The 23,765-nt window shown below is 65.8% G+C and carries 23 protein-coding genes; 22 read left to right on the top strand and 1 reads right to left on the bottom strand.

Annotated elements, in window-relative coordinates; all coding sequences use genetic code 11:
* Positions 1-38: 38 nt before the first annotated feature.
* On the bottom strand, positions 39-1,418 hold the full coding sequence (locus AC22G6_RS12705; RefSeq protein WP_487367065.1) for an L-serine ammonia-lyase: 1,380 nt from the start codon (positions 1,416-1,418) through the stop codon (positions 39-41).
* Positions 1,419-1,783: 365 nt separating this feature from the next.
* On the opposite strand from AC22G6_RS12705, the gene AC22G6_RS12710 reads away from it, so the two are divergent.
* From AC22G6_RS12710 to AC22G6_RS12815, 22 genes are all read left to right on the top strand, one after another.
* Positions 1,784-2,878, top strand: a complete 1,095-nt coding sequence (locus AC22G6_RS12710; protein ID WP_108947626.1) for a hydrogenase small subunit — start codon at positions 1,784-1,786, stop codon at positions 2,876-2,878.
* A 2-nt stretch (positions 2,879-2,880) separates the two neighbouring features.
* Positions 2,881-4,671 carry a nickel-dependent hydrogenase large subunit gene (locus AC22G6_RS12715; RefSeq protein WP_487367066.1) on the top strand — a complete coding sequence of 597 codons (1,791 nt, stop codon included), beginning with the start codon at positions 2,881-2,883 and terminating at the stop codon, positions 4,669-4,671.
* Positions 4,672-4,739: 68 nt separating this feature from the next.
* Positions 4,740-5,447 (top strand): Ni/Fe-hydrogenase, b-type cytochrome subunit, encoded by a 708-nt coding sequence (cybH, locus tag AC22G6_RS12720; protein ID WP_487367067.1) that lies wholly within the window; start codon positions 4,740-4,742, stop codon positions 5,445-5,447.
* Positions 5,448-5,505: 58 nt separating this feature from the next.
* Positions 5,506-5,835 carry a HigA family addiction module antitoxin gene (locus AC22G6_RS12725; protein WP_487367068.1) on the top strand — a complete coding sequence of 110 codons (330 nt, stop codon included), beginning with the start codon at positions 5,506-5,508 and terminating at the stop codon, positions 5,833-5,835.
* A gap of 182 nt (positions 5,836-6,017) precedes the next feature.
* Positions 6,018-6,641, top strand: a complete 624-nt coding sequence (locus AC22G6_RS12730; RefSeq protein WP_487367069.1) for a HyaD/HybD family hydrogenase maturation endopeptidase — start codon at positions 6,018-6,020, stop codon at positions 6,639-6,641.
* A 1-nt stretch (position 6,642) separates the two neighbouring features.
* Complete coding sequence (locus AC22G6_RS12735; protein ID WP_487367070.1) at positions 6,643-6,954, top strand: HypC/HybG/HupF family hydrogenase formation chaperone; 312 nt, start codon at positions 6,643-6,645, stop codon at positions 6,952-6,954.
* Positions 6,951-7,412, top strand: a complete 462-nt coding sequence (locus AC22G6_RS12740; RefSeq protein ID WP_487367071.1) for a hypothetical protein — start codon at positions 6,951-6,953, stop codon at positions 7,410-7,412. The genes AC22G6_RS12735 and AC22G6_RS12740 overlap by 4 nt, the downstream gene beginning before the upstream one ends.
* Before the next feature lie 13 nt (positions 7,413-7,425).
* Complete coding sequence (locus AC22G6_RS12745) at positions 7,426-8,283, top strand: hydrogenase expression/formation protein (RefSeq protein ID WP_487367072.1); 858 nt, start codon at positions 7,426-7,428, stop codon at positions 8,281-8,283.
* A gap of 103 nt (positions 8,284-8,386) precedes the next feature.
* On the top strand, positions 8,387-8,599 hold the full coding sequence (locus tag AC22G6_RS12750; RefSeq protein ID WP_487367073.1) for a rubredoxin: 213 nt from the start codon (positions 8,387-8,389) through the stop codon (positions 8,597-8,599).
* On the top strand, positions 8,596-9,147 hold the full coding sequence (gene hybE, locus AC22G6_RS12755; protein ID WP_487367074.1) for a [NiFe]-hydrogenase assembly chaperone HybE: 552 nt from the start codon (positions 8,596-8,598) through the stop codon (positions 9,145-9,147). Before AC22G6_RS12750 ends, hybE begins: the two co-directional genes overlap by 4 nt.
* Entirely contained in the window at positions 9,144-10,277 is a 1,134-nt protein-coding gene (locus tag AC22G6_RS12760; protein WP_487367075.1) for a nickel-dependent hydrogenase large subunit, read from the top strand. Before hybE ends, AC22G6_RS12760 begins: the two co-directional genes overlap by 4 nt.
* Positions 10,270-10,611, top strand: a complete 342-nt coding sequence (gene hypA, locus AC22G6_RS12765) for a hydrogenase maturation nickel metallochaperone HypA (RefSeq protein ID WP_487367076.1) — start codon at positions 10,270-10,272, stop codon at positions 10,609-10,611. Before AC22G6_RS12760 ends, hypA begins: the two co-directional genes overlap by 8 nt.
* A gap of 79 nt (positions 10,612-10,690) precedes the next feature.
* Entirely contained in the window at positions 10,691-11,644 is a 954-nt protein-coding gene (hypB, locus tag AC22G6_RS12770) for a hydrogenase nickel incorporation protein HypB (RefSeq protein ID WP_487367077.1), read from the top strand.
* Positions 11,644-14,004 carry a carbamoyltransferase HypF gene (gene hypF, locus AC22G6_RS12775; protein ID WP_487367078.1) on the top strand — a complete coding sequence of 787 codons (2,361 nt, stop codon included), beginning with the start codon at positions 11,644-11,646 and terminating at the stop codon, positions 14,002-14,004. Before hypB ends, hypF begins: the two co-directional genes overlap by 1 nt.
* Before the next feature lie 3 nt (positions 14,005-14,007).
* A complete protein-coding gene (locus AC22G6_RS12780; RefSeq protein ID WP_108973752.1) occupies positions 14,008-14,253 on the top strand; it encodes a HypC/HybG/HupF family hydrogenase formation chaperone in 246 nt (81 codons plus the stop codon).
* Complete coding sequence (hypD, locus tag AC22G6_RS12785; protein ID WP_108973754.1) at positions 14,250-15,392, top strand: hydrogenase formation protein HypD; 1,143 nt, start codon at positions 14,250-14,252, stop codon at positions 15,390-15,392. The genes AC22G6_RS12780 and hypD overlap by 4 nt, the downstream gene beginning before the upstream one ends.
* Positions 15,393-15,426: 34 nt before the next feature.
* Positions 15,427-16,482 carry a hydrogenase expression/formation protein HypE gene (gene hypE / locus AC22G6_RS12790; protein WP_487367079.1) on the top strand — a complete coding sequence of 352 codons (1,056 nt, stop codon included), beginning with the start codon at positions 15,427-15,429 and terminating at the stop codon, positions 16,480-16,482.
* 10 nt (positions 16,483-16,492) lie between these two features.
* A complete protein-coding gene (locus tag AC22G6_RS12795) occupies positions 16,493-18,223 on the top strand; it encodes a hydrogenase maturation protein (RefSeq protein WP_487367080.1) in 1,731 nt (576 codons plus the stop codon).
* Positions 18,220-19,665, top strand: coding sequence for a sigma-54-dependent transcriptional regulator (locus AC22G6_RS12800; RefSeq protein WP_108947643.1), 1,446 nt, complete (start codon positions 18,220-18,222; stop codon positions 19,663-19,665). The genes AC22G6_RS12795 and AC22G6_RS12800 overlap by 4 nt, the downstream gene beginning before the upstream one ends.
* Positions 19,666-19,686: 21 nt before the next feature.
* Positions 19,687-20,682: an NADH-quinone oxidoreductase subunit B family protein gene (locus tag AC22G6_RS12805; protein WP_487367081.1), complete on the top strand. Its 996-nt coding sequence runs from the start codon at positions 19,687-19,689 to the stop codon at positions 20,680-20,682.
* Positions 20,683-20,788: 106 nt separating this feature from the next.
* Positions 20,789-22,249, top strand: a complete 1,461-nt coding sequence (locus tag AC22G6_RS12810; RefSeq protein ID WP_487367082.1) for a nickel-dependent hydrogenase large subunit — start codon at positions 20,789-20,791, stop codon at positions 22,247-22,249.
* Positions 22,250-22,259: 10 nt separating this feature from the next.
* Positions 22,260-23,624: a sensor histidine kinase gene (locus AC22G6_RS12815; protein WP_487367083.1), complete on the top strand. Its 1,365-nt coding sequence runs from the start codon at positions 22,260-22,262 to the stop codon at positions 23,622-23,624.
* Positions 23,625-23,765: the final 141 nt, after the last annotated feature.

Below are 23,765 nucleotides of genomic sequence, written 5' to 3' on the forward strand. Positions count from 1 at the left end.
CGCAGCCGGGTGGGGCTGCAGGGCCTGCGGCGGAGCGGTCAGCACTCGGTAAAGTTGACCGCCAGCCCGCCGCGCGAGGTTTCCTTGTACTTGTCCAGCATGTCACGCCCGGTGTCGCGCATGGTGCGGATCACCTGGTCGAGCGAAATGGCGTGCGAACCGTCTCCTCGCAGCGCCAGTTGTGCAGCGTTGATTGCCTTGATCGAGGCCATTGCGTTGCGCTCGATGCACGGCAGTTGTACCAGCCCGGCAACCGGGTCACAGGTCAGGCCCAGGTTGTGCTCAAGCCCGATCTCCGCCGCATTCTCCACCTGTTCGGGCGTGCCGCCCATGATCTGCGTCAGGCCGGCGGCCGCCATCGCGCAGGCCGAACCGACTTCGCCCTGGCAGCCAACCTCGGCACCGGAGATCGAGGCGTTCTTCTTGCACAGGGTGCCGATCGCCGCTGCGGTCAGCAGAAAATCGACCACGTCCGCTTCGTCGCTGCCCGGATGAAAGTTCATGTAGTAGTGCAGAACGGCAGGGATGATGCCGGCCGCGCCATTGGTCGGCGCAGTCACTACGCGGCCACCCCCGGCGTTTTCTTCATTCACCGCGAGGGCATACAGATTGACCCAGTCGAGCGCAGCCAGGGTGTCGCTGATGAAGTTGCGGCCGTGTTCGAGCCCGCTCAGTTTTTCGTGCAGGGCATGTGCGCGACGCCGCACCCTGAGGCCCCCCGGCAGCACGCCCTGCTGTTCGATGCCGCGCGTCACGCAGCTGCGCATGGCCGCCCAGATCTGCAGCAGCGCAGCACGCGTCTCGTCCTCGCTGCGCCACGCGAGTTCATTCTCCAGCATGACCTCGCTGATACGCAGCGAATGCTTTTTGCAGATCGCGAGCAGTTCCGCTGCGCTGTCGAATTCGTGCCGCAACGTCGTCTGTGGCACCAGGCCCGCATCTGCCGCGGCCTGGGCCTCGTCGATGACGAAGCCACCGCCGATCGAGTAGAAGGTGTTCTCGTACACCACGCCAGTGTCACCGTGCGCGATGAGTTTCAGTGCGTTGGGGTGATAGGGCAGGCTCACCGGCAGCAATCGCATGTCGCGATCCCAGTGAAAAGGCAGGGCATGGGTTCCGCCAAGGCGCAGGCTCGCGGTCTGCCGGACCTCGGCCACCGCGGGGGCGATGAAGTCCGGGTCAACTTCGTCCGGGCGCTGGCCCATGAGGCCGACGATCACCGCATGATCGGTGCCGTGCCCGATTCCGGTCGCGGACAGCGAGCCATACAGCCTTGCCTCGATGCGGCTCACGCTGGTGGTGAGTTGTCTCGCGTCGAGCTCCGCTGCGAAGTCGTGCGCCGCCCGCATCGGCCCGATGGTGTGTGAGCTCGACGGGCCGATGCCAATCTTGAACAGGTCGAGAACGCTGATGGACATGGCGGCACCTTCATGAAAATGGCGGATTCAGGGCCGTCAGACCGCAGACCCTGAGCCGCGATTCTGTGGTGCGGGGCCGGGCTTTTCAATTGGTGATTGTCCTCTCCCCTGATTCCTGCCAGCTCGCCCCGGCGCGGCGCGGCTGTGCGACGCCGGGTACGCAGCGATCAGCTGCTTTTCGGAAGTGGAAACCATCTTGCCTGGGCGGACCGTCGGCAGATTTTCAGTGGCTTCTTAACGTGTTGATTATCATGAGGAAAGTGATTTCACTGGGCTTTGGCATGGTTCTTGTGTTGTCTCCCGGCATGTGCCGCCGCGCTGCCTGGCTGCGGGGTCAGAAGAAAGACCTTCGAGGGAGACATTCCATGACTGAAACCTTCTACGACGTGCTGCGCCGTCAGGGCATCACACGTCGCAGTTTCCTCAAGTTCTGCAGCCTTACCGCGACTTCGCTGGGGCTGGGTTCGGCCGCTGCGCCGCAGATCGCCCATGCGCTGGAAACCCGGCCGCGCACTCCGGTGCTGTGGCTGCACGGACTGGAGTGCACCTGCTGTTCGGAGTCCTTCATCCGTTCTGCGCATCCGCTGGCCAAGGACGTGGTGCTGTCGATGCTCTCGCTCGACTATGACGACACCCTGATGGCGGCCGCCGGCCACCAGGCCGAGGCCATCATCGAAGAGGTCAAGCGCAAGTACAAGGGCAACTACATCCTGGCGGTGGAAGGCAACCCGCCGCTCAACGAGGATGGCATGTACTGCATCCACGGTGGCCGTCCCTTCATCGAGGTGCTGAAGGAAACCGCTGCCGACGCCAAGGCCATCATCTCGTGGGGCTCGTGTGCTTCCTGGGGCTGCGTGCAGGCGGCCAAGCCCAATCCCACCCGGGCCACGCCGGTGCATAAGGTCATTTTCGACAAGCCCATCATCAAGGTGCCGGGCTGTCCGCCGATCGCCGAGGTCATGACCGGCGTCGTCACCTACATGCTGACCTTCGATCGAATCCCCGAACTCGACCGTCAGGGGCGGCCGAAGATGTTCTACGGCCAGCGCATTCACGACAAGTGCTACCGCCGGCCGCACTTTGACGCCGGTCAGTTCGTCGAGGAGTGGGACGACGAAAACGCGCGCAAGGGCTACTGCCTGTACAAGGTCGGCTGCAAGGGGCCGACCACTTACAACGCCTGCTCCACAGTGCGCTGGAACAGCGGTGTGTCCTTCCCCATCCAGTCCGGCCACGGCTGTATCGGCTGCTCGGAAGACGGCTTCTGGGACAAGGGCAGCTTCTACGACCGGGTCACCGACATCAAGCAGTTCGGCATCGAGGCCAATGCGGACAAGGTCGGCGCCACCGCAGCCGGCGTGGTCGGTGCATCGGTTGCAGCGCACGCGGCCGTGACCGCACTGGCGCGAGCGCGCAGCACGCCCGGACTCGACAACAAACCGCAAGCGGGAGACAAGTGATCATGGGCTCGTACGAGACGCAGGGCTTCAAGCTCGACAACACCGGCAAGCGCGTGGTGGTCGACCCGGTGACCCGGATTGAGGGCCACATGCGGGTCGAGGTCAACCTCGACGAAAGCAATGTGATCCGCAACGCGGTGTCGACGGGCACCATGTGGCGCGGGCTGGAGGTGATTCTGAAGGGGCGCGATCCGCGCGATGCATGGGCCTTTACCGAGCGCATCTGCGGCGTGTGTACCGGCACTCACGCACTGACCTCGGTGCGCGCGGTGGAAGACGCGCTGAAGATCGACATACCCGAGAACGCCAACTCGATCCGCAACATCATGCAGCTCACACTGCAGGTGCATGACCATCTGGTGCATTTCTACCACCTGCACGCGCTCGACTGGGTCGATGTGGTGTCGGCGCTCAAGGCCGACCCCAAGGCCACGTCGGCGCTCGCGCAAAGCATCTCGAACTGGCCCAACAGCTCACCTGGCTATTTCCGTGACATCCAGAACCGGCTGAAGAAATTCGTCGAGTCCGGTCAGCTCGGCCCCTTCATGAACGGCTACTGGGGCAATCCTGCCTACAAGCTGCCGCCCGAAGCCAACCTGATGGCGGTCACGCACTACCTGGAAGCGCTCGACTTTCAGAAGGAAATCGTCAAGATCCACACCATCTTCGGCGGCAAGAACCCGCATCCGAACTGGCTGGTGGGTGGGATGCCATGCGCGATCAATGTGCACGACACCGGCGCGGTGGGCGCGATCAACATGGAGCGCCTCAACCACGTTAGCTACATCATCGACCGCTGCATCGAGTTCGTCGACCAGGTCTACGTGCCCGACCTGACCGCCATCGCGAGCTTCTACAAGGACTGGCTCCATGGTGGTGGCATCTCCTCGCTGTCGGTCATGTCCTACGGTGACATTCCCGACCGCGCCAACGACTACTCCGCGTCCAACCTGCTGCTCCCGCGCGGCGCCATCATCAACGGCGACCTGTCGAAGATTCACGAGATCGATCTGCGTGATCCGGATCAGGTGCAGGAGTTCGTCACCCACAGCTGGTACAGCTATCCGGACGAGACCAAGGGCCTGCACCCCTGGGACGGCATTACCGAGCCCAACTTCGTGCTCGGCAAGAACACCAAGGGCACGAAGACGCGCATCGAGTCGCTGGACGAGGAGGGCAAGTACTCCTGGATCAAGTCGCCGCGCTGGCGCGGACACGCGATGGAAGTCGGCCCCCTGTCGCGTTACATCATCGGCTACGTGCAGAACAACCCGGAGTTCAAGGAGCCGACCGACAAGCTGCTGACCGATCTCGGACTGCCGCTGCAGGCCTTGTTCTCCACGCTGGGACGTACCGCTGCGCGTGGCCTGGAGGCCTCGTGGGCGGCGCACAAGATGCGCTACTTCTTCGACAAGATGATGGCCAACATCAAGGCGGGCGATGAGTCCACCGCCAATGTCGACAAGTGGGACCCGTCGCGCTGGCCAGCCGAGGCCAAGGGCGTCGGCTTCACCGAGGCACCGCGCGGCGCGCTTGGGCACTGGATCCGCATCAAGGACGGCAAGATCGACAACTATCAGGCCGTGGTTCCCACCACCTGGAACGGCAGCCCGCGCGACGACAAGGGGCAGATCGGTGCCTTCGAGGCGTCGCTGATGAATACCCCGGTGGCCAAGGCCGACGAGCCTCTCGAGATCCTGCGCACCCTGCATTCCTTCGATCCCTGCCTGGCGTGCTCGACGCATGTCATGAGTCCGGACGGACAGGAGTTGAGCAAGGTGAAGGTGCGCTGAGTCCCACGCTTCGACGGATTGCGCCGCTGCCGCTCAAGCGGCGCGGTCGTCGGGAAAAGGAGAACGACATGCTGGCAGAACAAGATGCATTCGAGGCCGAGCGTCAGGCGCGGCTGGTCAAGGCCGTCTATGTGTATGAGGCGCCCTTGCGGCTGTGGCACTGGGTCAATGCGCTGGCCATCACCGTGCTGGCCATCACCGGCTATTTCATCGGGCAGCCGCTGCCGTCGGTGCCGGGCGAAGCGAGTGCGAATTTCCTGATGGGCTACATCCGTTTCGCACACTTTGCAGCAGCCTACATCTTCGCCGTCGGCTTTCTCGGCCGGATCTACTGGGCCATGGTGGGCAATCACCACGCCCGGCAGATCTTTCTGGTGCCGGTGTGGAGTCTGAAGTGGTGGAGCGAGGTGTTCTACGAACTGCGCTGGTACCTCTTTCTCGTTCGCGAGCCGAAAAAGTACGTCGGCCACAACCCGCTTGCCCAGCTGATGATGTTCCTGTTCTTCACCATCGGGGCGGTGTACATGATCTGCACCGGCTTCGCGCTGTATGGCGAAGGGCTGGGTGAAGGCAGCTGGGCGGAGTCGATGTTCGGCTGGGTCATCACGGCAGTGGGCGGCAACAGCCTGCAGGTCCACAGCTTCCACCGGCTCGGCATGTGGGTCACCGTCTGCTTCGTGATCGTGCACGTCTATGCAGCCATTCGCGAGGACATCATGAGCCGCCAGAGCCTGATTTCCACCATGATCTCCGGCTGGCGGATGTTCAAGGACTGAAGCCCGTCCTGCCTTTCGCAATGATTTCGCGCCTTTCCCCTTTCGTCTCTCTCTCCTCATGATGACGATCGTTCGCGCGGGCTCCGGCCCGCGCATCTTTTTGCCTGTGGTTCGCGGCCCCGCCAGGGCGCCCACGCATCCGGGGCGCTTTCTCGAAACCCGCTTCATGCGCCCGGCTGGTATCTCGCAGGATGCGCTGGCCCGGGCACTTGGCGTCTCGCGTCGGCGGGTGAATGAGCTGACCCGCGGCAGGCGCGCCTTCACGCCAGACACTGCGGTGCGTCTGGGCGTCTTCTTCGGTACCGACCCGCTGCTGTGGATGCATCTGCAGGCTGCGTGGGATACCCATATCGCGTGGCGCAACCTGTGCGGCGCGGTTGATCGATGAATGCCGAAGTGGAAAGAAGGTTTGCGATTTGATGTAAAGCTGATCGACACAACCCCAGTCTGAGTTTCCTCATTGCCAGCGGGATTTTCTTCAAGTGATTGATTATGCGTTGATTCATGCGCGCGCCCCGGGCTGGCACGGCACATGCAACTGTAACCCCACTCGTTACACCCGGAGCCGGCATGCACACACAGTCCAGTTCAGTCCTGATTCTTGGTATCGGCAACCTCCTGTGGGCTGACGAGGGCTTCGGCGTGCGCTGTGTCGAGGCGCTTGATGCGGCCTGGCAGTTCGGTGCCGAGGTGACCGTGATGGACGGCGGTACCCAGGGCCTGTACCTGCTGCCGTATGTCACTGAAGCCCGCCGCCTGATCGTGTTCGATGCGGTGGACTATGGCCTCGAGCCGGGCACGATGCGCCTGGTCGAGGACGGCGAAGTGCCCCGCTTCATGGGGGCGAAGAAGATGAGCCTGCACCAGACCGGCTTTCAGGAGGTGCTGGCCTCGGCGCAGATGCTCGATCGTCTGCCCGAATCCATGCTGCTCATCGGCGTGCAGCCGGTCGAGCTCGACGATTTTGGCGGCAGCCTGCGTGCTGTCGTGCGCGCCTGTATCGAGCCGGCGGTTGCACATGCGGTGGCGCGCCTGCGCCGCTGGGGCGTGAGTGTCGAGCCCCGTGCCGACGCGGTGCTGCGGCTCAACGACGTTGCGCTCGCCATGGATGCCTACGAAGCAGGTCGCCCCCCGCCCGAGGCGGCCTGCAGGCACGGCGATCTGCGTTTCGTCACGACCTCAGGGGAGGCCTGAGATGTGTGTCGGCATTCCGCTGCAGGTGCAGCGCATGGAGGGCAGCGTTGCGGTCTGCACCGGTCTTGATGGTGCCGAGCACCGCATCGACACGCTGCTCGTGGGGCCGCAGGCCCAAGGCGTCTGGCTGATGACGTTTCTCGGCGCGGCACGGGCGGTGATCGATGGTGCCGAGGCGGCCCGGGTCGGCGCTGCCCTCAATGCCTTGTCGGGCTTGATGGCCGGCCAGCCCGTGGATCTGGACGCAGCCTTTGCCGATCTCGTTGGCCGCGAGCCCCAACTTCCGGAATTTTTGCGAGGACCCCGAACATGAACGACTATGCCGCACCCAATCTCGATTCCCTCGCCGCGTTGCTTGAACGCCAGGCACTGCGGCATGGCATCGCCTGTGTCGATGCAGCCGGCCTCGGCGCGTTCGTCGCCAAGGGGGGCGACGTGCTGATCCTGCTCACCGATGACCCTGCCCGCAGTCCCGAGACCTGGGATGTGGCGGTCATCCTTCCCGAGATCCTCAAGACGTGCGGGCGCCGGCTGCGAGCAGCTGCCCTGATGCCCGCCGACAGCCGCGAAGTGGCCGCGCGTTACGGTATCACCCGCTATCCGGCGCAGTTGTTCCTGCGTGACGGTGACTACGTCGGGGTGCTCGAAGGCATGCTCGACTGGGAGGCATGGGGCGGGGCGGTGGCACGCAAGCTTGCTTTGCCTGTCGGACGTGCGCCTTCGGTCGGCATTCCGGTGCGTGGTCCCGCATCCGATTCCGCCTGCCACTGACCGGAGCCAGACAATGAAAGCCTTTCCCATCCCCGTCGTGGCCTTCGGTCCCGGATCGCAGGACGAAGACGATACGCTCGAGTACATTCCGTCACCGGGCGCAATGAGCACATTCAACGTGCCACGCATGCCCGAGGCGATCGACCCCGCCGTGCGCGACGAGGTGCTCGGCGTGCTTGGGCGCCTGCTCGACGCCATGCGTGCCTGGTCGTTTGGCGATCCGGATTATCCCGAAATCGATCTCGCAGGGCTTTCGGCCCCTGGGCTCAAGTTGGTCAACGAGGCCTTGGGGCAGGGCGAGGTCAGCATCGTTGTAGAGGCCGGTGAAGGTACGCTGCGCATTCAGGAAACGGTGTTTGCCGGCGTCTGGCGCGAACTCGGATTCGACGTCGCGAAGCAGCAGGTGCGCGATGTGGTGTCGGCCGCGCCGGTGCCCGGGGCTGTCGGGGTCTGCGCGCAGCTTGCGGGCAGCGTCGGGACTTCGGTGCCGCCACCGCCGCCAGGCGTGATGAACGCCCCCTCGATTCTGGCCGAACTGGTCGATGCCGCCGCGCGGTGGAAGTCAGGCGATGGCGCCCACATTGTCAATCTCACCCTGCTGCCGCTGGTACCTGACGACCTTGCCTACCTCGACGGCACACTGGGTGCGGGCAGCGTACTGGTGCTCTCCCGCGGGTACGGGAACTGCCGCGTCAGCAGCACCCGGCTCGCCAACACCTGGTGGGTGCAGTACTTCAACAGTGCCGACAACCTGATTCTCAACACCATCGAGGTGACCGACATGCCCGATGTGGTGCCGGCCGCCGCCGAAGACTTCGGCGACAGCGTCGAACGCCTCGCCGAATGGATCGAGACGCTCAGGTTTGAATGATGCGGGCTGACCCGACTGCTCCTCTCCGTGGCTTCGGCGTACCATCGGGTTGCATGAGGGCAGGCGGTGCATATGGATGCGCACGACAACAGGAATTCAGACCATGTTTGAAGGCAGCTATCTCGGCGACGGCAGTCGCATCTCGGACGGAGCCCGTCTCGAGTGCGGCATCTGCTGGCATGTCTATGATCCGGCCGAAGGCGACGAGGTGTGGCAGATCCCGCCCGGCACGCCGTTCTCGGCCTTGCCCGAGCACTGGGCCTGCCCCAACTGTGATGCGCCGCGTCACAAGTTCATGGTGGTGGACGCCCTATGAGCCCCACGACGTCTGCAGATCGCGCTGGCTTTGCGCACGATCCCGCGCCCCGGCTCAGGGCCTGTTTTGCTGCGATCGCAGCGGGGCCAATGGCCGGGCTGCCGCTGTGCAATCCGGCGCTCGAGGTCGCTGCCATCGGTTTTCGGTCGTGGCAGGGCGAGTGGCTGGGCGCGCTGCTGACACCATGGTCGCTGAGTCTGGTGCTGATCCCAGGCGGTGGCGGTCTGTTCCGCCCCCTGGCGGCGGACGAGCGTCAGTGCTGGACCTTTCCCTCGGGCGAATATGCGTTCCTGGGCAACAGCGAACCGGAGATCGGGCCCTACCAGATGTGCTCCCTGTATTCGCCGGTGTTCGAGTTCGAAAGCCAGGCCGATGCAGAAGCCGTGGCGCATGCGGCGCTCGACGCCTTGTTCGTCGCGGCCGATGGGGCGTCCGAAGCGGACGCTGCTGCCGAACAGGCACGGCTGCAGGGCGAATCCGTCGCCGCCGCGCCGGTTTCGCGGCGCGACTTCCTGCGCGGCGGACTCTTGCTGCGGGGGCGGGGATGAGTAGTGCCGGCAACCTGAATATCGTGGTCAGTCTCGATGGCGGGCGCAGTCTGACGGCGCGGGTCGAGAACACGCGGCCGCGTGCCGCAGCGGTGCTGGTCGGACGGCATGTGGATGAAGTGCTGCGCATGGTGCCGGTGCTGTTCAGCCTGTGCGGCCGGGCGCAGGGCATTGCAGCGCGGGCCGCGGTGGCTGCCGCACGCGGCGAGGCCTGTGCGCCGAGCATCGAAGACGAGCGCGCAATCAGCTGCGAGGCTGCTCAGGAACACCTGTGGCGGCTGCTGCTCGACTGGCCGACGCGCTTCGGCCGGTTGCCGCAACGCGTTCGCTTCGCGCAACTGCATCATCGTCTGGCGCAGGTGACCGACACGGCCGCGGCTTTCGATGTCGGCGGCGTGCTGCTCGACCTGGTTGCCAAGGAACTGCTGTCGGGCTTCTTCCTGTCCATGCGCGAACCCGCCAATCTGGCCGAGTTCGTCAGTGCGACGCGCTACGGCGGGTTTGTCGGCGAGACGCTCGCCGAACTGATCGAGGCGGGACGGTGGACGCCCGAAGGCGACAAGGTCGCGCCGCTGCTACCCCCGCATACGGCGCAGGAGTGGGCGCAGATGTTGGGCGGCACGCTACCCGCGCCCGAGTTCGACCGCGCCCCCGCGTGGCATGGCGGAGCCAGTCCCGTCGTCTATGAAACCGGCGCGCTTGCGCGTCAGAGCAGATCGCCACTGGTCGCGGCGCTGCTGGGCTACGGCCATCGTATTGCAGCGCGCGTGTTTGCGCAGGTGGTGGACCTGTCCGACCACGCCAGCCGCCTGCGTCATCCGCTTGCGCGCGACATGCAGCCCTGCTTCGATGCCGCGCCGCTGGGCGAGGGGGCCGGGCTGGCCTGCGTCGAAACCTCACGCGGCGTGCTTCTGCACGCCTTGCGGTTGGAGGGCGACATCGTGGCCGACTATCACATCATCGCCCCCACCGAATGGAATTTTGCACCGGGCGGCGCCTTCATGCAGGAGGCGACCGGCTGGGAGGCCGAGGGGCGCGACGCGGCGCTGGCGCGGCTCGACTGGCTTGCCCTGTCGCTCGACCCCTGTGTCGCATTCACCGTCACGCAGGAGGCGGCGGGGGATGCATGAGATGTCGCTGGCCGAAGGTATCCGCAGCATCGTCGATGATGCAGTGAGTACTCAGCAGCTCGGTCGGGTCAAGACGGTCGTGGTCGAGATCGGCGAGCTGTCGGCGGTTGAAGTCGATGCGCTGAGTTTCTGTTTCGATGCGGTGATGCGCGGCAGTGCGGCTGAAGGCGCGCGGATGGAGGTGGTCAGGGTGGCGGGGAGCGGCTGGTGCATGCAGTGCGCGCAGACGGTCGCGGTGAGCAGGCTGTATGACCCGTGTCCGCAGTGTGGCAGCTATCAGGTCCAGCCGACGAGGGGCACCGAGATGCGGGTGCTGGAACTGGAAGTCGAGTAGTGATTCAGAAGCGAATGCTGAAACCGAGGCAGTAACTGAGAGGCAGCGTGACTGCCCGGGTGATCGAGGAGCAGAGAGCATGTGCACGGTATGTGGTTGCGGAACAGGTGAGATCAGAATCGGTCAGGCCGTCGCCAGGCCGAGGGCCAAAGCCGGGGCGACCGTGGCCTGGCGCGCCGTGGCAGCGCATGAGCACGACCATGATGATCAGCACGGGCACACTGCGCACGATCCGCATGGCGATGCGACCGAGCATGGCCCCCGTGTTGAGGGCGACAACGTGGACTACGGCACTGGCCCGGCGCACGCACATGCGCCCGGACTCAGTCAGGGCCAGATGGTGAGGATCGAGCAGGACATTCTCGGCAAGAACGACCGCCTCGCCGAGGCCAACCGTCGCTGGCTGGGCGAGCGCGGCATCTTTGCGCTCAATCTGGTGTCGAGTCCGGGTTCGGGCAAGACGACCCTGTTGTGCCGCACGATCACCGAACTGGGCGGCAGATTGCCGGTGGCCGTGGTCGAGGGCGACCAGCAGACCGATTTCGACGCCGAGCGCATCCGCGCGACCGGCGTGCGCGCACTGCAGATCAATACCGGCAAGGGCTGCCATCTTGATGCACACATGGTAAGTCAGGCATTGCCGCGCCTCGAGCTTGCGGATGATTCGCTGCTGCTGATCGAAAACGTCGGCAACCTGGTCTGCCCGGCAGCCTTCGACCTCGGTGAGGCGCACAAGGTGGTGATCCTGTCGGTGACCGAGGGAGAGGACAAGCCGCTCAAGTATCCCGACATGTTTGCCGCGGCCGATCTGATGCTGGTGAACAAGGTCGATCTGCTGCCCTACCTGAGCTTCGATGTGGACAGGGCGGTGGAGTTTGCGCTGCGGGTCAATCCGCGCCTGAAGGTGATGAAGGTGTCCGCGACTACCGGCGAAGGTTTCGATGAGTGGCTCGCGTGGATTGGTGCAGGCGTGGAGGCGGCCTCGGCTGACCGGTCGCCGTCGCAAGTGGCCGCAGCAGGTGTCGTGGCTTGATGGCGCAGGACTTCTCCCAGCCCAGGCTCGAGCGCCGGCATATTCGCGTGCGCGGCGTGGTTCAGGGCGTGGGTTTCAGGCCCTTCGTCTATCGTCTGGCGCAGACGCTGGACCTCTCCGGCTGGGTCAGAAACGACGGTGATGGCGTCGAGCTCGAAGGGCAGGGGCTGCCCGGCAACCTTTCGGCGCTGATTGCTCGGATCCGTTCGGAGGCGCCCAGCCTTGCGCGGGTCGATTCGATTCACACCCGGCTGTGCGATGCCGACCCCGCAGATCAGGGTTTTACCATCCGGACCAGCGAGAGCGGCGCGGTGAGCACCACCATCGGCCACGACAGCGCCGTGTGTGCAGACTGTATTGCGGAACTGTTCGATCCTGCCGACCGGCGCTGGCGCTATCCCTTCATCAACTGCACCCACTGCGGTCCGCGCTACACCATCACGCGTGCGCTGCCCTATGACCGCAGCAACACAAGCATGGCGACGTTTGCGCAGTGTCCGGCATGTCAGCGCGAATACGATGCCCCCGTGCATCGGCGTTTTCATGCCGAGCCCAATGCGTGCGCGGACTGCGGGCCGCAGCTGAGCCTGCTCGAAGCGGCCGGCGTGCGGGTGGCGACGCGCGACCCGATTGCCGACACCCTGCTGCGACTGCTCACCGGCGAGATCGTCGCGATCAAGGGGCTCGGCGGCTTTCACCTGGTGTGCGATGCGCGCAACCCGGAGGCGGTCGAGCGTCTGCGTGCGCGCAAGGGGCGGGGCGGGAAGCCGTTTGCGGTGATGGTGGCCAATCTCGCGTCGGCCCGGCGCTGGGCGCGACTGGCTTCCGCCGAAGAAGCCTTGCTGGCTGGTGCCGAGCGACCCGTCGTGCTGTGCGAAAAGCGTCCGAGCGTCGACAACGAGCTCTGGGGACTTGCCCCGGATCTCGGCAGCATCGGGCTGATGCTGCCCTATACGCCGCTTCATTACCTGCTGTTCCACGACAACGCAGGACGCCCGACGGGGACGGACTGGCTCGGCGAGGTGCAGGATCTGGCGCTGGTGATGACCTCGGCCAACCCCGGGGGTGAGCCGCTGGTAACTGACAACCTGGAAGCCCTGCAGCGCCTCAAAGGGATCGCCGACGCTTACCTGATGCACGATCGTGACATCCTGAGCCGTTGCGACGATTCGGTCATGGTCGCCGAGCGCAGCGCGCTTGCCGGGGCGCGGGAAACGCCGCGCTTCGTTCGCCGCGCACGCGGTTTCACCCCGCGGTCTATCCGGCTGGCACAGAAAGGAGTGCCGGTACTGGCCTTTGGCGCGTGGCTGAAGAATGCAGTGTGCCTCACCCGTGGCGACGAAGCCTTCCTCTCCGAGCACATCGGCGATCTCGACAATCCGGGTGTGTGCGTGGCGATGGATCAGGCGGCAGAGCATCTGCAGCGCATTCTGGCCATCCAGCCCGAGGCCGTGGCGCACGACCTGCATCCGGATTTCCATTCCACCCGTGCCGCGCTGGCGCTGGCGGACCGGCTCGGTGTGCCAGCGATCGGGGTGCAGCATCACCATGCCCATATCGCCGCGGTACTTGCCGAGCATCGCCGTTCGGGCCCGGTGCTCGGTGTCGCGCTCGACGGCGTCGGCCTCGGCAGTGACGGCAGTGCCTGGGGCGGCGAGCTGCTGACGGTGGATGGCGCAGCGTTCGAGCGCGTGGGGCATCTCGCGCCGCTGGCGCTGCCCGGTGGCGACCAGGCCGCCAGGGCGCCGTGGCGGATGGCCGCATCCGCGCTGCACCGGATGGGAAGAGGCGCCGACATCGCGCCGCGCTTTGCCGCGCAACGCGGAGCGGCGCAGATCGAGGTCCTGCTGGACAAGCCCCACCTGTGCCCGACCACGACCAGCATGGGGCGCTGGTTCGACGCTGCAGCCGGACTGCTCGGTGTATGCGAGCGCATGGACTACGACGCCGAGGCCGCGATGCGACTGGAGAGTCTTGCCGCAAGCTATGGCTCGGCACTGCGCGCGCATCGAGGGTGGACTGTGCGCGAAGATGAGGTTGGCGTCGAACTTGACCTCCTGCCGCTGCTTGCCGAGCTTGCGCACGAGCGCAATCCGGCGCGTGGCGCCGCGGTCTTTCATGCCACGCTGCTGGCCGCACTCGAGGACTGGATCGTCGCTGCCACGCGGCGCGAGCGGCTGTCGACGGTCGCGCTCGGCGGCGGCTGTTTTCTAAACCGCCAGCTTGCGTTCGAGCTCCCGCGCCGGCTCTCGGCACGCGGGCTCGATGTTCTTACTGCGCGCCAGGCCCCGTGCAACGACGGCGGTATCGCCCTCGGTCAGGCGTGGGTGGCGATCCAGCAACTGCAACCCGGAAACTGAGCCATGTGTCTTGCGATTCCCGCCCGTGTCGTCGAACTGCTCGACGGTGACAATGCCCGCATCGATCTCGGCGGGGTAAAGAAGGAGATTTCGCTCGCCCTGGTCGAGGATGTCGCCGTGGGGGATTACGTGATCGTCCATGTCGGCTACGCCCTGTCCCGGCTCGATGCGGAGGAGGCCGAGCGCACGCTCGCCCTGTTCGCGGAGGCCGGCATCGGTGGCGTGCCGGGCGCCGGAGTGGGCGCATGAAGTACGTGGACGAGTTCCGTGACGGCGGTCTTGCGCAGAAGCTCGCGGCCGCGATTCGCGCCGAGGCGGATCCGGCGCGCGAGTATGCGTTCATGGAGTTCTGCGGCGGCCATACCCATGCCATCTCGCGTTACGGTGTGACCGACCTGCTGCCGCCCAATGTGCGCATGATCCACGGCCCCGGCTGTCCGGTATGCGTGCTGCCGATCGGCCGCATCGACATGGCGATCGGACTGGCGCTTGCGCGGCCCGAGGTGATCGTGTGCACATATGGCGACTGCCTGCGGGTGCCGGCCTCCGACGGGCTGTCGATGCTCAAGGCCAAGGCGCGTGGCGCCGATATCCGCATGGTGTATTCGGCGGCCGACGCAGTGGCGCTCGCTCAGGCCAACCCGGCGCGCGAAGTGGTGTTTTTCGCCATCGGCTTCGAGACCACGACGCCGCCTACCGCGCTCGTGATTCGCCAGGCCGAAGCGCTCGGGCTGAACAATTTCAGTGTGATCTGCAACCACGTGCTCACGCCGTCGGCCATCGTCACCATCCTTGAGTCGCCCGAGGTGCGCGAGATCGGCAGCGTGCCGCTGGACGGCTTCATCGGGCCGGCGCATGTGTCGACCATCATCGGCAGCCGCCCGTATGCCTTCTTCGCCGAGGAGTATCGCAAGCCGGTGGTGATCGCCGGGTTCGAACCGCTCGACGTGATGCAGGCCGTGCGCATGCTGATCCGCCAGGTCAACGAAGGTCGCGCCGAGGTCGAGAACGAGTTCACCCGCGCCGTCACCGAGGACGGCAACCTCAAGGCGCAGGCGCTGGTGAGCGACGTGTTCGAACTGCGTCGCAGCTTTGAATGGCGCGGTCTGCACGAGGTGCCGTATTCGGCGCTGCGCATTCGGGCGCGCTTCGCCGCCTTCGATGCCGAGGCGAAGTTCGACATCGCCTACCGCAGCGTGGCGGACAACAAGGCCTGCGAATGCGGTGCGATCCTGCGCGGGGTGAAAAAGCCGACCGACTGCAGGATCTTCGGCACGGTGTGCACGCCGGAGAATCCGATGGGCTCGTGCATGGTGTCGTCCGAAGGTGCGTGCGCGGCCCACTACAACTATGGTCGCTTCCGCGATATTCCGGTGGTGGCTGCGTGACTGGAGGCTGGAGTACGACGCTGGAGGCCCCAACATGGGTGAGGTAAAGAAAGGCTATGTCCGCCCGCTCGACCTGAAACAGGGCCGGGTGGATATGGGACATGGTGCGGGTGGCCGGGCGATGGCGCAGTTGATCGACGAGGTGTTTGCGCGCGCCTTCGCCAACGAGTGGCTGGGGCAGGGCAATGATGCGGCGGTGCTGCCTGCACCCGCAGCGGGCGAGCGGCTGGTGATGGCCACCGATGCGCACGTGGTGTCACCGCTGTTTTTCCCCGGCGGCGATATCGGTTGCCTGTCGGTGCACGGCACCATCAACGATGTGGCCGTTATGGGCGCCCGCCCGCTTTACCTTGCGGCGAGCTTCATTCTGGAAGAAGGCTTTGCGCTGGCCGATCTGGTGCGCATCGTCAATTCGATGGCCGCGGCGGCGCGTGAGGCCGGCGTGCCGGTGGTGACCGGAGACACCAAGGTGGTCGAAGCCGGCAAGGGCGACGGTGTGTTCATCTCCACCACCGGCGTCGGGGCCTTGCCGGCGGGGCGCGACATTGGCGGCGCGAATGCGCGGGCGGGCGATGTGGTGATCGTGTCCGGCAGCATCGGCGACCATGGCACGGCCATCCTGTCGCAGCGCGAATCGCTCGCCTTCGACACCGAAATCGTGTCCGACACGGCCGCGCTGCACGGCCTGATCGCCCACCTGCTCGAGCTTGTGCCCGGCGTCCGGGTCATGCGCGACCCCACCCGCGGCGGGCTGGCGACCACGCTCAACGAGATCGCGGTCCAGTCGGGTGTCGGGATCAGCCTCGAGGAGGCCGCGATTCCGATCCATCCGCAGGTGGAGGCCGCATGCGAGTTTCTCGGTCTCGATCCGCTGTATGTTGCCAACGAGGGCAAGCTGGTGGTGATCTGCGCCGCGGACGACGCCGATGCGGCCGTTTCCGCGCTGCGCGCGCATCCCCTGGGGACCGAAGCCGCGCGCATCGGCGAGGTGATTGCCGATCCCAACCATTTCGTCCAGATCCGCACCGGCTTTGGTGGCCGGCGCATGGTCGACTGGTTGTCGGGCGAGCAATTGCCCCGCATCTGCTGAGGCCGAACGGATGCGCATCCTGTTTCTGACCCACGCCTTCAACAGCCTGAGCCAGCGTCTCTTTGCCGAACTGAGTGCCGACGGGCATCGGGTGTCGGTGGAGTTCGACATTGCCGACGCGGTGGCCGAAGAAGCCGTGGCCTTGTTCCGGCCCGACGTGATCGTGTGTCCTTTTCTCAAGCGCGCGGTGCCGGCCTCGATCTGGCGCGAACACCTCACCCTGATCGTGCACCCGGGCATCGTCGGCGACCGCGGGCCGTCGGCGCTGGACTGGGCCATTCATGACGGGTTGCCCGAATGGGGCGTGACGGTGCTGCAGGCTGAAGCCGAAATGGACGCCGGCCCGGTGTGGGCGGCGCGGCGCTTTCCGATGCGGGTGGCGACCAAGGCCAGTCTTTACCGCAACGAGGTGACCGATGCCGCGCTCGCAGCGGTGCGCGAGGCGCTGGCGCGCGTCGCCGCGTGGCGAGCAAGACGGTGGCAACCCTGTCCCATCCACGACTGGACGGGCGCGAACGGAACCTGGCACCCACCCATGCAGCAGGCGGATCGCAGCATCGACTGGGCCGCTGACAGCACGGCCACGGTGCTTGCGCGGCTGCGTGCGGCTGACGGCTATCCGGGTGTGGCCGATACGCTTTTCGGTGAAGACTGCCGGCTCTTCGACGCACAGCCCGCTCAGGTGCAGCACGAGGCCGCGGCAGGCGAGGTCGTGGGGCGGCGGGCCGATGGCGCGGTGTTGCGCGCAACGGTCGATGGCGCAGTGTGGATCGGTCACGTCAGGCGCAGCAATGGCGAACACCGATTCAAGCTGCCGGTCGCGGACGCCTTTCCGCAACAGATCGCGGCTTTGCCCTTGCTTGCCGACCCGGATGCCGATGCGATCGGCTACCGCGAGTCTGCCGACGGTCGCGTTGGCTTCCTGCGCTTCGACTTCTACAACGGTGCGATGAGTACCGCCCAGTGCGAGCAGTTGCGTGAAGCCATCGAACAGGCCAATGCACGGCCGACGCGGGTGCTGGTGCTCGAAGGCGGACGTGATTTCTGGTCCAACGGGATTCATCTCAACACCATCGAGGCGGCGCGCTCGGTGGCCGACGAGTCGTGGACAAACATCAACGCCATGGACGACGTCTGTCTGGCGCTGCTGCAGACGAGCGACAAACTGACCGTTGCGGCGATGCGCGGCAATGCCGGCGCGGGCGGCTGCTTTCTGGCGCTGGCTGCGGATTTCGTCTGGGCGCGCGAGGGCGTGGTCCTCAATCCGCACTACCGCAACATGGGCAACCTCTACGGCTCCGAGTACTGGACCTATCTGCTGCCGCGCAGGGTTGGCCCGGAAACCGCGCGCACGATCATGTCCAGCCGCTTGCCGCTGCTGGCCGGACGTGCCCTGGAGGCGGGGCTGATCGACGCCTGTTTCGGTCGCGATCTGCCCGGCTTCGAGCGTGAGGTCGCCGCACGCGCGGATGCGCTTGCGCGTGCCGCGGACTACCCGGACCGGCTGGCAGACAAGCAGAGCCACCGTGCTGCCGACGAAGCCATCAAGCCGCTTGCCGCCTATCGCGACCACGAACTTGAACAGATGCGACGCAACTTCTTCGGCTTTGATCCGAGCTATCACGTGGCGCGCTACCACTTCGTGCACAAATCGGCGCAGTCGTGGACGCCGAGGCATCTGGCACTGCACCGCGAGCTGGGGTGGCGGGTGCCGGAAGGCACAACGGAGGCCGGTGCATGACGAGCGAATTGCCAGGCGTGCTGGTGGTGGATGACGAACTGCGCTCGCAGGAAGCTCTGCATCGCACGCTGGAAGAGGATTTCAACGTCTTCACCGCCTCGTCTGCGGCCGAAGCGGCCGAGATCATGGCGCGCGAGTGGATACAGATCGTGCTTTGCGATCAGCGCATGCCCGGGGTGTCCGGCGTGCAGTTTCTGCGCGAGGTACGCGACAAGTGGCCGGACGCGGTGCGCATCATCATCTCGGGCTACACCGAGTCCGAGGACATCATCGCCGGCATCAACGAGGCTGGCATCTACCAGTATCTGCTCAAACCCTGGCAGCCGGAGCAGCTGCTGCTCACCCTGCGTGGTGCGGCCGAAATCTATCGTCTGCAGACCGAGAACCAGCGCCTGTCGCTCGACCTGAAGGTGACGGGGCCGGTGATGCGCCAGCGGGTGGCGAGCAAGCGCCAGGTGATCGAACGCAAGTTTGCGCTGGACACCTTGCTGCGTGCGCCGGACTCGCCGATGAACGCGGTGTGCGAACTGCTGTGCAAGGTGGCGCGGCTCGATGTGCCGGTGCTGCTCACCGGTGAGTCGGGTACCGGCAAGGAGCTGCTCGCGCGCGCGCTGCATCTGGCCAGCCCGCGCCGTTCCGAGCCCTTCGTTACCGAGAACTGCGGTGCGGTGCCGGACCAGCTGCTCGAGTCCGAACTGTTCGGCTACAAGCGTGGTGCGTTTACCGGCGCCTACGAGGATCGGGTCGGGCTGTTCAAGCAGGCCGATGGGGGCAGCATCTTTCTCGATGAGATCGGCGAAACCACACCGGCTTTCCAGGTCAAGCTGTTGCGGGTGTTGCAGGAAGGGGAGGTGCGACCGATCGGTGCGCCTCGCCCGTTGCCGGTCGACCTGCGCGTGGTGGCGGCAACCAACCGCGACCTCGAGGCCGACGTGCGCGCCGGTCGTTTCCGCGAGGACCTCTACTACCGTATCGCCGCGATCACCATTCAGGTGCCGCCGCTGCGCGAGCGGCCGATGGATATCGGCCTCATCGCCCAGACCTTCGTCGACGAAACCCTGTCCGCGGCGGGGCTGGCGCCACAGCGGCTTGGGCACGATGTGCTTTCCTGTCTGACTGCGTACCGCTGGCCCGGCAACGTGCGCGAACTGCGCAACGAGGTGCTGCGCATGGTCGCACTGGCGGATGACGGCGAATTGCGTGCGGCCGATCTCAGCCCGCGTGTGCTGCGGGCTGCCGCGGTGGAGCAGGAGCCGGCCCTCGAGCTGTTGTCGGGGCTCGACGGTGATCTCAAGACCCGGCTCGATGCGCTCGAGGCCCGCATCGTCAGGGAGAGCCTCGTGCGCCATCGCTGGAACAAGACCCATGCTGCGCGCGAGCTCGGCCTGTCGCGCGTGGGGCTGCGCAACAAGCTCACCCGCTACGGGCTCGACAAGGACTGATCCTGTGCTTCAATACCGCTCATGAACGTGCTCTGGCTTCAATCCGGCGGCTGTGGTGGCTGCACCATGTCCCTGTTGTGCGCCGAGTCGCCCGACGTGCTTGCGACGCTCGAGGGCGGTGGCGTGTCACTGTTGTGGCACCCGAGCCTGTCCGAGGCCAGCGGCCGCGAGGCGGTGGCAATCCTCGAGTCCTGTATCGCCGGGACGACCCCGCTCGACGTCCTCTGCGTGGAGGGCGCGCTGCTGCGCGGACCGCATGGCAGTGGCCGTTTTCATGTGCTGGCGGGTACCGGGCGGGCGATGATCGACTGGGTCCGCGCCCTGGCGGCGCGCGCACGTCATACCGTGGCGGTGGGCACCTGCGCTGCGTTTGGCGGGGTGACCGCAGCCGCATACAACCCGACCGATGCCTGCGGCCTGCAGTACGATGGCAACGAGGCAGGCGGCCTGCTCGGTGCCGGCTATCGCAGCGCAAGCGGCTTGCCGGTGATTAATGTGGCGGGCTGCCCGACGCATCCGGGCTGGGTGCTGGAAACCCTGCTGGCGCTTGCGCTCGACGGCATCGCCGCGGCCGACCTTGATGCGCTCGGGCGTCCGCGCTTCTATGCAGACCAGCTGGTGCACCACGGCTGTTCGCGCAACGAGTTCTACGAGTTCAAGGCCAGCGCGGAGAAGGCGTCCGATCTCGGCTGCATGATGGAGCACATGGGCTGCAAGGGTACGCAGGCGCACGCCGACTGCAATGTGCGCCCATGGAACGGAGCAGGTTCATGTACCAGCGGGGGCTACCCCTGCATCAGCTGTACCGAACCCGGTTTCGAGGAGCCCGGCCATCCCTTCTTTGAAACGCCCAAGGTGGGCGGCATTCCCATCGGTTTGCCGACCGACATGCCAAAGGCATGGTTTGTCGCACTCGCTGCGCTGTCCAAGTCGGCCACGCCGAAGCGGGTGCGAACCAATGCGACGGCGGATCACCCGGTGGTGACGCCGGTCATCCGCAAGACCGGGCTCAAGTAACAGGGTGTGAAATGACCTTGAAGGTGGCAAGTGTGATCGTCCGGATGATGGATCGCGGTTTCGCTCGACGCAGCGTGCCGGTGAGCCGGCGTGTGCAGGTGCGTACATGAGCCGTCGTGTTCTGGGCCCGTTCAACCGCGTCGAGGGCGACCTCGAGCTCAGCCTTGATACCGAGGATGGCGTGGTTTCGGCGGCGCGAGTCAATTCGCCGCTGTATCGTGGTTTCGAGCAGATTCTCGAAGGCAAGGTGCCGGCTGATGCATTGGTCATCGTGCCGCGCATCTGCGGTATCTGCTCCGTATCCCAGTCGGTGGCGGCTGCGACGGCCCTCGCCGATGCGATGGGCGTGACGCCTCCGCCCAATGGCGCGCGTGCGACCAACCTGATGCTTGCTACCGAGAACCTCGCCGATCACCTGACCCATTTCTATCTGTTCTTCATGCCGGATTTCGCGCGCGACGCGTATGCCGGTGCGCCGTGGTTCGCATCGGCCGAAGCGCGCTTCAAGGCAATCCGGGGGGCGGCTGCGGCCGACGTCCTGCCCGCACGGGCGCAGTTCATGCACCTGCTCGGCACGCTGGCCGGCAAGTGGCCGCACACGCTGAGCGTGCAGCCTGGCGGGTCGGCGCGCGCTGTCAGCGCGACCGAGCGCGTGAGGATGGTGTCCCTGATCCGGCGTTTTCGCGCCTGGCTGGAGCGCCATCTGTTCGGCGATGCACTGGAGGCCATCAGCGGTATCGGTTCGGAGGCGGCCCTGTGGGCGTGGTTCGAGGCGAAGGGGCCGGAGCGTGGGGATTTCGCCCGTTTCCTTGGCATTGCGCGCAACCTCCGGCTCGATCGCCTGGGGCGCTGTGAGGGGGGCGAACGCTACCTGAGCCATGGCAATTACGTGTTCGAAGGCGAGCGCCTCTTCGCCCGCGGAGTGTGGGATGCGGCGTCGGCCAGCCTGCTCGACTTCGCCCATGAAGATGTGACCGAGGACGTCTCCCATGCATGGATGGCGGGGGAGGGGGCCTGCCATCCGCTTTCCGGTTTCACCCAGCCCGATATCGCGCGCGAGTCCGGCTACAGCTGGTGCAAGGCGCCGCGCTGGCGGGGCGAGGTGGTGCAGTGCGGCGCCTTGTCGCGGCAGGTGGTGGATGCCCATCCGCTGGCGCGCGATCTCGTGGCTGCGGGCGGCGGAAACGTGTTCAGCCGGGTGGTCGGGCGCTTGCTCGAAATCGCGCGGGTGGTGCCCGAGATGGAGCGTTGGGCGCTTGCGATCGAGCCTGGCGAACGTTTCTGCACCGATGCCGGCGTGCCCGATTCGGCGCAGGGCGTGGGCCTGATCGAAGCCGCGCGCGGTGCGCTCGGACACTGGGTCGTGATCCGCAAGGGGCGGATTCAGCGCTACCAGATCATCGCGCCCACGACCTGGAACTTTTCCCCGCGCGACGAGCGCGGTACGCCCGGCGCGCTCGAACAGGCTCTGGTGGGCACGCCCGCGTGCGAGTCGGATGAAATGCCGCTTGCAGTGCAGCATGTCGTGCGCTCCTTCGACCCCTGCATGGTATGCACGGTGCACTGAGGAGGACTGCGTGAAGAATACCCCTGAGTCTTCCCTCGACGTCGGCCATACCGGACATCCTGGCGAACTCGTCGGTGTGGGCGAGGACGTGTGGATGGATGTGATCCACAAGATGGATGAGGTCTATTCCGATCTGCTGCAGTACGAGGTCGCACTCGAGGAAAAGAACGCCAAGCTTGAGGAGTCGCAGCAGTTCATCCTCAGCGTGCTGACTGCGATGTCCGACATTCTGGTGATCTGTGGGCGCGACGGCACCATCGAGGACGTGAACCCGGCGCTGGAGGTGATCACCGGGCGCAAAGCCGCAGATTTGCGCGGCACCTCGGTATTCGACCTGTTTGCCGATGCCGACGCGCGCGTGCTGGCGCGTGCCCGGCTCAACGTGAGTGGTGGCGATGACGAAGTGCACGATTGCGAACTTCCGCTGCGTGCGCACGACGGCGCGTCGGTGCCAGTCTCCTTCAACTGCACGCCGCGCTTCAATGCGGTGGGCAAGTCCCTGGGCATGGTCGTGACCGGGCGCCCGGTCGGCGAATTGCGCAAGGCCTATCAGGCGCTTACCCAGGCGCATGACGACCTGAAGCGTACCCAGCAGCAACTGCTGCATTCGGAAAAGATGGCCTCTCTTGGGCGCCTCGTGGCCGGCGTTGCGCATGAGTTGAACAACCCGATCAGCTTCATCATCGGCAATGTGCACGCGCTGCGCCGCTATGCCGAGCGTCTCGGGCAGTACCTTGCCGCCGTGCATGAGGGGGTGCCGGCCGAGGAGATCGAACACCTGCGCAAACGTCTGCGCATCGACCGCATCCTGGTCGATCTCGATCCACTGATCGAGGGCACGATCGAGGGCGCCGAGCGTACGCGTGAGATCGTGGATGGATTGAAGCGCTTCTCTGCGGTCGATCGTGACGAGCAGCAACGCTTCGATCTTGCAGAGGTCATCGAACGTGCGGTGCGCTGGGTGTGTCAGGCTGAGCGCAAGACCTTCAAGGTTGCGATGGAGTTTTCCGGTCCGCTGCCCGTGATCGGGTCGGCAGGGCAGATGCAGCAGGTGGCAATGAACCTGGTTCAGAACGCTGCAGATGCCACCCGTCTCACCGACTTGCCGACGCTGCGGATTGCCGCGGAGCAGGTTTCAACGGCACAGGGGCCGCGCATCCTCTTGCGCTTCGTGGACAACGGCCCGGGTATCGCGCCGGCGCATCTGGCTCATGTGTTCGATCCCTTCTTCACCACCAAGCCGGTGGGGCAGGGTACCGGGCTCGGACTGTCCATCAGCTACGGCATCGTCGAGCGGCATGGCGGGTCGCTGCGCGCCGAAAACCTGCCTGCGGGCGGCGCGGCATTCACACTCGAACTGCCGCTTGCGCGCTGACGGCCCCGGTGCGCGCAGTGGAAAGTGTGTGACCGGCTTGGGTTGCACACCGTCAGCGGCGCGTCCGGTGTGGTGTCAGAACGGCTCCGGATTGCCAGCAGGCAGTGGGGGCGCTTGCTGGCACGCATCTTGTATCAATCG

The organism is Parazoarcus sp. PS-13 R2A, from assembly GCF_057621855.1.

Excerpts from the sequence above, each read along its gene's own strand:
- AC22G6_RS12705 (WP_487367065.1), bottom strand. The coding sequence starts at position 1,418 with ATGTCCATCAGCGTTCTCGACCTGTTCAAGATTGGCATCGGCCCGTCG.
- AC22G6_RS12710 (WP_108947626.1), top strand. The coding sequence starts at position 1,784 with ATGACTGAAACCTTCTACGACGTGCTGCGCCGTCAGGGCATCACACGT.
- AC22G6_RS12715 (WP_487367066.1), top strand. The coding sequence starts at position 2,881 with ATGGGCTCGTACGAGACGCAGGGCTTCAAGCTCGACAACACCGGCAAG.
- cybH (WP_487367067.1), top strand. The coding sequence starts at position 4,740 with ATGCTGGCAGAACAAGATGCATTCGAGGCCGAGCGTCAGGCGCGGCTG.
- AC22G6_RS12725 (WP_487367068.1), top strand. The coding sequence starts at position 5,506 with ATGATGACGATCGTTCGCGCGGGCTCCGGCCCGCGCATCTTTTTGCCT.
- AC22G6_RS12730 (WP_487367069.1), top strand. The coding sequence starts at position 6,018 with ATGCACACACAGTCCAGTTCAGTCCTGATTCTTGGTATCGGCAACCTC.
- AC22G6_RS12735 (WP_487367070.1), top strand. The coding sequence starts at position 6,643 with ATGTGTGTCGGCATTCCGCTGCAGGTGCAGCGCATGGAGGGCAGCGTT.
- AC22G6_RS12740 (WP_487367071.1), top strand. The coding sequence starts at position 6,951 with ATGAACGACTATGCCGCACCCAATCTCGATTCCCTCGCCGCGTTGCTT.
- AC22G6_RS12745 (WP_487367072.1), top strand. The coding sequence starts at position 7,426 with ATGAAAGCCTTTCCCATCCCCGTCGTGGCCTTCGGTCCCGGATCGCAG.
- AC22G6_RS12750 (WP_487367073.1), top strand. The coding sequence starts at position 8,387 with ATGTTTGAAGGCAGCTATCTCGGCGACGGCAGTCGCATCTCGGACGGA.
- hybE (WP_487367074.1), top strand. The coding sequence starts at position 8,596 with ATGAGCCCCACGACGTCTGCAGATCGCGCTGGCTTTGCGCACGATCCC.
- AC22G6_RS12760 (WP_487367075.1), top strand. The coding sequence starts at position 9,144 with ATGAGTAGTGCCGGCAACCTGAATATCGTGGTCAGTCTCGATGGCGGG.
- hypA (WP_487367076.1), top strand. The coding sequence starts at position 10,270 with ATGCATGAGATGTCGCTGGCCGAAGGTATCCGCAGCATCGTCGATGAT.
- hypB (WP_487367077.1), top strand. The coding sequence starts at position 10,691 with ATGTGCACGGTATGTGGTTGCGGAACAGGTGAGATCAGAATCGGTCAG.
- hypF (WP_487367078.1), top strand. The coding sequence starts at position 11,644 with ATGGCGCAGGACTTCTCCCAGCCCAGGCTCGAGCGCCGGCATATTCGC.
- AC22G6_RS12780 (WP_108973752.1), top strand. The coding sequence starts at position 14,008 with ATGTGTCTTGCGATTCCCGCCCGTGTCGTCGAACTGCTCGACGGTGAC.
- hypD (WP_108973754.1), top strand. The coding sequence starts at position 14,250 with ATGAAGTACGTGGACGAGTTCCGTGACGGCGGTCTTGCGCAGAAGCTC.
- hypE (WP_487367079.1), top strand. The coding sequence starts at position 15,427 with ATGGGTGAGGTAAAGAAAGGCTATGTCCGCCCGCTCGACCTGAAACAG.
- AC22G6_RS12795 (WP_487367080.1), top strand. The coding sequence starts at position 16,493 with ATGCGCATCCTGTTTCTGACCCACGCCTTCAACAGCCTGAGCCAGCGT.
- AC22G6_RS12800 (WP_108947643.1), top strand. The coding sequence starts at position 18,220 with ATGACGAGCGAATTGCCAGGCGTGCTGGTGGTGGATGACGAACTGCGC.
- AC22G6_RS12805 (WP_487367081.1), top strand. The coding sequence starts at position 19,687 with ATGAACGTGCTCTGGCTTCAATCCGGCGGCTGTGGTGGCTGCACCATG.
- AC22G6_RS12810 (WP_487367082.1), top strand. The coding sequence starts at position 20,789 with ATGAGCCGTCGTGTTCTGGGCCCGTTCAACCGCGTCGAGGGCGACCTC.